The sequence below is a fragment of the Rhizobium moroccans genome (assembly GCF_057559155.1).
This window is the reverse complement of the sequence record NZ_JBHFJG010000036.1, coordinates 1-5,651: the sequence shown is the minus strand read 5'-3', so window position 1 is coordinate 5,651 and position 5,651 is coordinate 1. Positions and strand designations below refer to the sequence as shown.

Annotated in this window: 7 protein-coding genes; 1 reads left to right on the top strand and 6 read right to left on the bottom strand. The window is 58.8% G+C overall.

Going from position 1 to position 5,651, the window contains the following annotated elements; genetic code table 11:
- Positions 1 to 33 precede the first annotated feature (33 nt).
- The 3 genes from ACE04I_RS16905 to ACE04I_RS16895 all read right to left on the bottom strand — a co-directional run bounded on the left by ACE04I_RS16905 (position 34) and on the right by ACE04I_RS16895 (position 3,241).
- On the bottom strand, positions 34 to 195 hold the full coding sequence (locus ACE04I_RS16905; protein ID WP_170986339.1) for a hypothetical protein: 162 nt from the start codon (positions 193 to 195) through the stop codon (positions 34 to 36).
- 497 nt (positions 196 to 692) lie between these two features.
- Positions 693 to 2,075 (bottom strand): MFS transporter, encoded by a 1,383-nt coding sequence (locus ACE04I_RS16900; RefSeq protein ID WP_487207328.1) that lies wholly within the window; start codon positions 2,073 to 2,075, stop codon positions 693 to 695.
- Positions 2,076 to 2,293: 218 nt separating this feature from the next.
- Positions 2,294 to 3,241 carry a dihydrodipicolinate synthase family protein gene (locus tag ACE04I_RS16895; protein ID WP_046797295.1) on the bottom strand — a complete coding sequence of 316 codons (948 nt, stop codon included), beginning with the start codon at positions 3,239 to 3,241 and terminating at the stop codon, positions 2,294 to 2,296.
- A gap of 164 nt (positions 3,242 to 3,405) precedes the next feature.
- Here ACE04I_RS16895 and ACE04I_RS16890 point away from each other — a divergent pair, with 164 nt between their 5' ends.
- Entirely contained in the window at positions 3,406 to 4,470 is a 1,065-nt protein-coding gene (locus ACE04I_RS16890; RefSeq protein WP_046797296.1) for a LacI family DNA-binding transcriptional regulator, read from the top strand.
- A gap of 29 nt (positions 4,471 to 4,499) precedes the next feature.
- Here ACE04I_RS16890 and vapC read toward each other — a convergent pair whose 3' ends face one another.
- The 3 genes from vapC to ACE04I_RS16875 form a co-directional block, all read right to left on the bottom strand.
- Positions 4,500 to 4,898: a type II toxin-antitoxin system tRNA(fMet)-specific endonuclease VapC gene (gene vapC / locus ACE04I_RS16885; protein ID WP_046797297.1), complete on the bottom strand. Its 399-nt coding sequence runs from the start codon at positions 4,896 to 4,898 to the stop codon at positions 4,500 to 4,502.
- Complete coding sequence (gene vapB, locus ACE04I_RS16880; protein ID WP_046797298.1) at positions 4,898 to 5,131, bottom strand: type II toxin-antitoxin system VapB family antitoxin; 234 nt, start codon at positions 5,129 to 5,131, stop codon at positions 4,898 to 4,900. Before vapB ends, vapC begins: the two co-directional genes overlap by 1 nt.
- Before the next feature lie 355 nt (positions 5,132 to 5,486).
- Positions 5,487 to 5,642, bottom strand: a complete 156-nt coding sequence (locus ACE04I_RS16875) for an iron chelate uptake ABC transporter family permease subunit (protein ID WP_487207406.1) — start codon at positions 5,640 to 5,642, stop codon at positions 5,487 to 5,489.
- Between the last annotated feature and the right edge of the window lie 9 nt (positions 5,643 to 5,651).

Genomic DNA, 5,651 nt, shown 5'->3' with positions numbered 1-5,651 from the left:
GCGCGGACGATTTTCCCCCCCCCCCCGACAGGGTTAGTTCTGCGGACGCTGCTTGGTAGCGTCGAGCTCGGTCTTCTTCTCGGTCGTGATCTCGGTGATCTTTGCCGACTTTTCGATGGCTGCGTCGAAGGCAGCTTCCATCTTTGCGATAGCCGCGTCAGCACCGCCGCCGGAAGCAGGAGTTACGTTTGCCATGATGGTCTCCATTCCTGGTTAGGTTCATCGAATACGTCGCGTTGATGCGCCGCAGCGCGGCTCTCTCCTCGAAAGGCCGCGGCAAGGGGAACCTAGATGCTGTTTTCAACAGATTAACGACAAAGTGAGAATTATTGCCGTCTCGTTAAAGGGAAAGTCGCCCACGCGCTCCCCTGGCCGTACTTTATGTGGCAATCCGGATGGTGAACATGTTCGACCGAAATCGGTCATTGTTTAGTTCTGCGGCAAGATCGTGAGCTGATAGGGCTTTGGTCTTGCAAGGGCTGTGAAATGCGAATCAGCCTAGATGGCGGCACCGGGTTGCCGACGGGAGTCATCGCTTGAAAAGCCGGGCATGATATAGGTTGGAATTGCCGCGAAACGCGGTGTCAATTCACGCAGTTCCTGCTGCGAGGAGTCCGCCAGAATGCCGGTCCGTGTGAGTGGCTTGACGTTTGCCCGTCAAGTCACCCACATTTCTCCATGATCAGTGCGCTTTACGGCGAAAGTTCCTCCAGGACCCGACCCTTCGTTTCGACCGCAAAGAGAGCCGTCACCAAGGCGCCGACCAGCAGGATCGCCGCAAATGCGCCGAAGACATACTGAATCCCTATCGACGACATGATCCAGCCGACGGCGATGGGACCTGCAGAGGATCCGAGGCGCAGCCAGGCACTGCCTGTACCCGTGCCAATGGCACGAAGGCGGGTCGGATAGATCTCCGCCGAGTAGAGATAGAGCGAGAACGTTACGGTCTGGACGATGGCGTAGGCGAGACCGGCGAGGATCAGAACCTGTGTTGCTGACGTCGCACCCAGCCAGGCAAGGATCACAAGAGGAATCGGCGCGATCAGAAGGGCGCCTGTGTACCAGCGCTTGCGGCCGACCTTGTCGATGAGCAGCGCGCAAATGACGGCCGCGATCACGCCGCCGACGGAGGTGATAAAGCCATAGAAGATGCTGGTTTCGAGCGGCAGGTTGAAGGTATGGCGATAGAGGGTCGGAAGCCAGGTGATAGTGCCATTGGCGACCATATAGGCGCAAAACCACATGGCCCAGATCGACAATGTGCGCTTGAGATAGATGCCTTGGAAGAGTTCTCGCCAGTCGGATTTGCGGCGGACGGGAGCAGCCACGACTTTCGGCTCCGGCAGTTCCCTGCCGGCAGCACGGGCGCTGTTCTCCAACTTGGTGACGATGCGGTCGGCGTCCTCATAGCGGCCGTTAGCGGCCAGCCAGCGGGGTGATTCATGCAGGAACCAGCGCAGAGGGATCATGAGGATCGCGGGGATCAACCCAACGACGAACATTGCCTTCCAGCCGTAGACCGGAACCATGAAATAGCCGATCAGGCCCGCCCCGACGAGGCCGAGCAAAAACATCACCTCGTAAAGCAGGAAGAAGCGGCCGCGCCCCTTCGAGCTGATCAACTCATTGATGTAGGCGCTCGCGACCGGAACTTCGCCGCCGGTTCCGATACCTTGAATGAAACGGAATGCCATCATCATCCCGGCGCCGGCGGCGAAGAGGCATGCGACATCCATGCTGACGAATAGCAGGATCGTGAATAGCAGCACCTTGAGGCGACCGAGCCTTTCGGCAAGCCAGCCGAAGCAGATCGCGCCGGTCAGCTGCCCGAGATAGCCCATCGACAGGATCATTCCCGTCTGTCCTGGGGTCAACCCCCACTCGCGGACAAGAACCGGCATGGCATAGGCGATGGCGATGACGGTGTAACCGTCGAAGAATGTCGCGGCACCGACGATGTTTCGGGCCCAGAACACCTCCCGGGTCACCGGCAGACGTTCCAGGCGGGCGCTGATTTCAGCTTGTGGATCGATAACCGGCGACGGCACGGTCATCCGTTGTTCGATGTTCATGTTTCCTCCCTTTGCCTCGCCCACTCTCCCGGCTTGGCGTCGAACCTACATGTTGGATGTTTTAAACTTCGGCATTCCTCTGCACGATATTGTCGTGAACCGGAAAGGCATGGCTCTGTCGTCGGCAAGGCATGCACCGGCGTAACAGACGGTGCGGCTGCGGCCGCAATTTTCCTCCCCCTAAAAACGCCCCCACACGACGGCGGGGGCGTCGCTGGTTACTCAGCGGCGATCAGCTGTTCGGCTCGGCCAATGCCAGCGGCCTCGAAGGCTGCGAAGATTTCCGCTTCGGCCTTTTCGCCGAGGTTCTTCAGCGGCTCGCGGATGGTGGCATGGTCAAGCACACCTCGATGAACGAGGCCAAGCTTCAGGGCGACGGTACCTTCCATATGGGAGCCACGGTGGTAGACGGCCCGGGTAACCGGGAGGAGACGTTCGAAGATCTGACGGGCTTCCGGATAGTTCTGCGCCTTTCCGGCCTTGATCAGATCGATCAGCAGTTCCGGTGCGATGTTTCCGTAGCCAACAAGCAGGCCGTCAACATCGAACATGGTCGGCAGCAGCCACTCGTCATGGCAGCTCAGGATCTGCAGGTCTGGATTGGCTTTCTTGAGTTCCGGAATTTCGATGTACCAGCGCTTCATGTTGCGGACACCATTTTTGGTGGCAACAACGCCGTCCTGGGTTGCGATGGCAAGCTGGGTGTCCAGGTCGTAGGAAGCCTTGGTGGCATCCGGATACTGGAACAGGATGCACTGCAGTCCAGATTCCTGCCAGATCGCCTTATAGCGGTCCTGCGGCGCACCCTTCTGGAAGCCAAAGCGCAGCCAGCCATGGTTCGGGTAGACGAGTGCGCCGGTGGCGCCTGCAGCCTTGCACTTCTTGGCTTCTTCCGCGGCAACCCTTGTACCTTCGCCAGTAATTCCGGCGATGATCGGAACCTGACCATTGACAGCTTCGACATAGGTGCGGATGAGCTTCAGGCGCTCTTCCTCGGTGAGGAATGTGCCTTCGCCGGCATGGCCAAGAATGACAAGGCTCTTCACCCCGTCCATGCGTGCGAGCCACTTCGCGATACGGGCATTGGCCGCATAATCGACCTCTCCGTCGCGGGTGAACGCGGTAACGGGTGCCGGGCTCAGGCCTCTCAAATCCATTGCCTGCATGGGATATCTCCTCCTTGATAGCCGCTGTCCGACTTGCGATCAGCGATGGGATCGTTAATGGGAACGTTCCCACTATCGTTTCCGATTTTGCTGGAGTCAATATTTTTTTTGATGCATGTTGAGGGCATTGAGTAGCGAGAACGCTGTAAACGGAAAAAAGGAAAATGGATTCAAGGTCCGAAGACGCAAACCGCCAGACACGGGTAACCATCCTCGATGTCGCGTCGGCTGCCGGCGTTTCGAAATCCACAGTATCGCGCATCCTGGATGAACGGCTTCCCCGGTCAGACAACGAGACGTCGCGCCGCGTCCGGAAGATCGCGGAGGATATGGGTTATGTTCGAGATGTCTCCGCTGCCAGCCTCAGACGCGGCAAAACGATGACAGTTGGTGTGATTGTGCCGCGGCTGACCGATACGGTCATGGCGATGCTCTATGAAGCCCTGGCGAAAGCGTGCAGCAAAAGCGGCCGCTTCGCCATCGTCGCGACGACCGATGATAAACCCAAGGCGGACAGGCTTGCAGTCGAGTCACTTCTAAAGCGAGGCGTTGATGGGTTGATCCTTTCGACAGCACGTGAGGATGATGATTTTCCTGATGAGCTCGTCGCTAGGGGCGTACCTTTTGTCCTGGCCCTCCGTACAGATGGACGAAGCCTTTCTTCGATTGGTGACGACAGATTGGGTGGATACCTTGCGACGCGCCATCTCCTGGATCTCGGTCACCGTGACATCGGCGTAATCGCCGGCCCTTCCTATGCATCCAGCGCCCTCGGACGCGTCGAAGGTTACAGGCAGGCACTGGAAGAAGCAGGGATTTCAGTTCGTCGGGAAAGCATTGTCCCATCGACATTCGGAATCGACGCCGGAGCAGATGCGGCCGAGCAGCTCATGCGCTTGAAAGATCCTCCCACCGCGATTTTTGCCGTGAACGACAATACCGCGATCGGGGCTCTTTCCGGTCTTTCCCGTCTCGGGATTTCTGTGCCCAACGATGTTTCAGTGGTGGGATACAACGACATTCCTATCGTCAGTCATCTACCGACCCCGCTGACGACACTGCGCGTGCCATTCGACCAGATTGCGTCAAACGCCTTGGATCTGCTTACAAACGGCGCGGCTTCGGCGGACGATCGGATCCGGGTCGCGGCTCCGACCCTTATACCCCGAAAATCTTCCGCCCGAGCCTCGGCTCGTCCTGAGCTTCCATCCTTCCCTCTCCAGTCTTAAAAACGTCGACTGCGGTGAGCGCGGAGCGGCTATACCCAGTTTTCTGTTCGGAGGCCCGGCATTCTAGCGAACTCCCGCATATTGTTGGTGACGACGATCAGCCCTTCGCTGCGGGCATGGCCGCCGATCTGCATGTCATGCGGACCACATGGCATTCCGGCCCGCTCGAGTTCCGCCCGAACCTGCCCGTAATGCACCGCCGCCTTTTCCGCGAACGGCAGCACTTCCAGCCTCGCCACGAAATGATCGATCGCCGCCAGGTTCTCGATGCGGCGGGCCGATTTCTCAGCCCCGTAATGCAGTTCTCCGAGCGTGATGCTCGATATGCAGAGCTGCTCGGCCAGCGTGTTGAATTTTTCTCGCAGTTCTAGCGGATAGTTCTTCATTACATAGATGCAGATATTCGTATCGAGCATATAGGTCAGCATCAGAACGGCTCGCGTTCTTCCGCCACCGGTTGCTCACGCTCGCTCATGAAGTCCTCGCTCACGCGCGGGCCGCTCAAAAAGAGATCGTCCCAGCGTTTGCCTTGCGGCACGATCACCCGGCTACGGCCGATTTTGAGAATATCGACCTGATGCACGTCCTCCGGGAAGGCGACAGGTTTGGGAAGCCGGACCGCTTGACTGCGATTGCTGATAAAGACCGTGGAACGGGTCATGGCGCATCTCCGGTATATCCTATTGGGATATACATAACTCGGCGCACCTGTGAATACAAGATTCCACGCCGGGCGCCTGAATACGTTCCGGTCATGCGGATCGCTGGGGTGCCCTGTTCCGGCTTAGGCCTTTTCGCGAGCGGCGCTTGGCACCACAATGCCGCTGTCTGGGCGCTCGCGGACTCAAACCGCCGTCGCGGCCTCTTGGCTAAGCCAGCAAGACGTTGGCCGCCGGACGACGATACGGGCGTGGTATAGGACGCGTGTGTAGCGCTCGGTATGCCATGGGTTTCGGGTCGTCCAACGCGGTCCCCCAGCCCGTACTCTCTGGCTCATGGGGAGGCAGCTGGCATGTTTATGAAGACCGTCTCGCCATCATCCAGATGAAGAAGATGCCTCCGCAAAGGCCAGTCACGATACCGATCGGGATGTCCTCTGGCGCCATCAGGATACGCGCGGCCGCATCGGCCCAGATGAGAAACACGGCGCCGAAGAAAGCGGAGCCGGGCAGTACACGCGC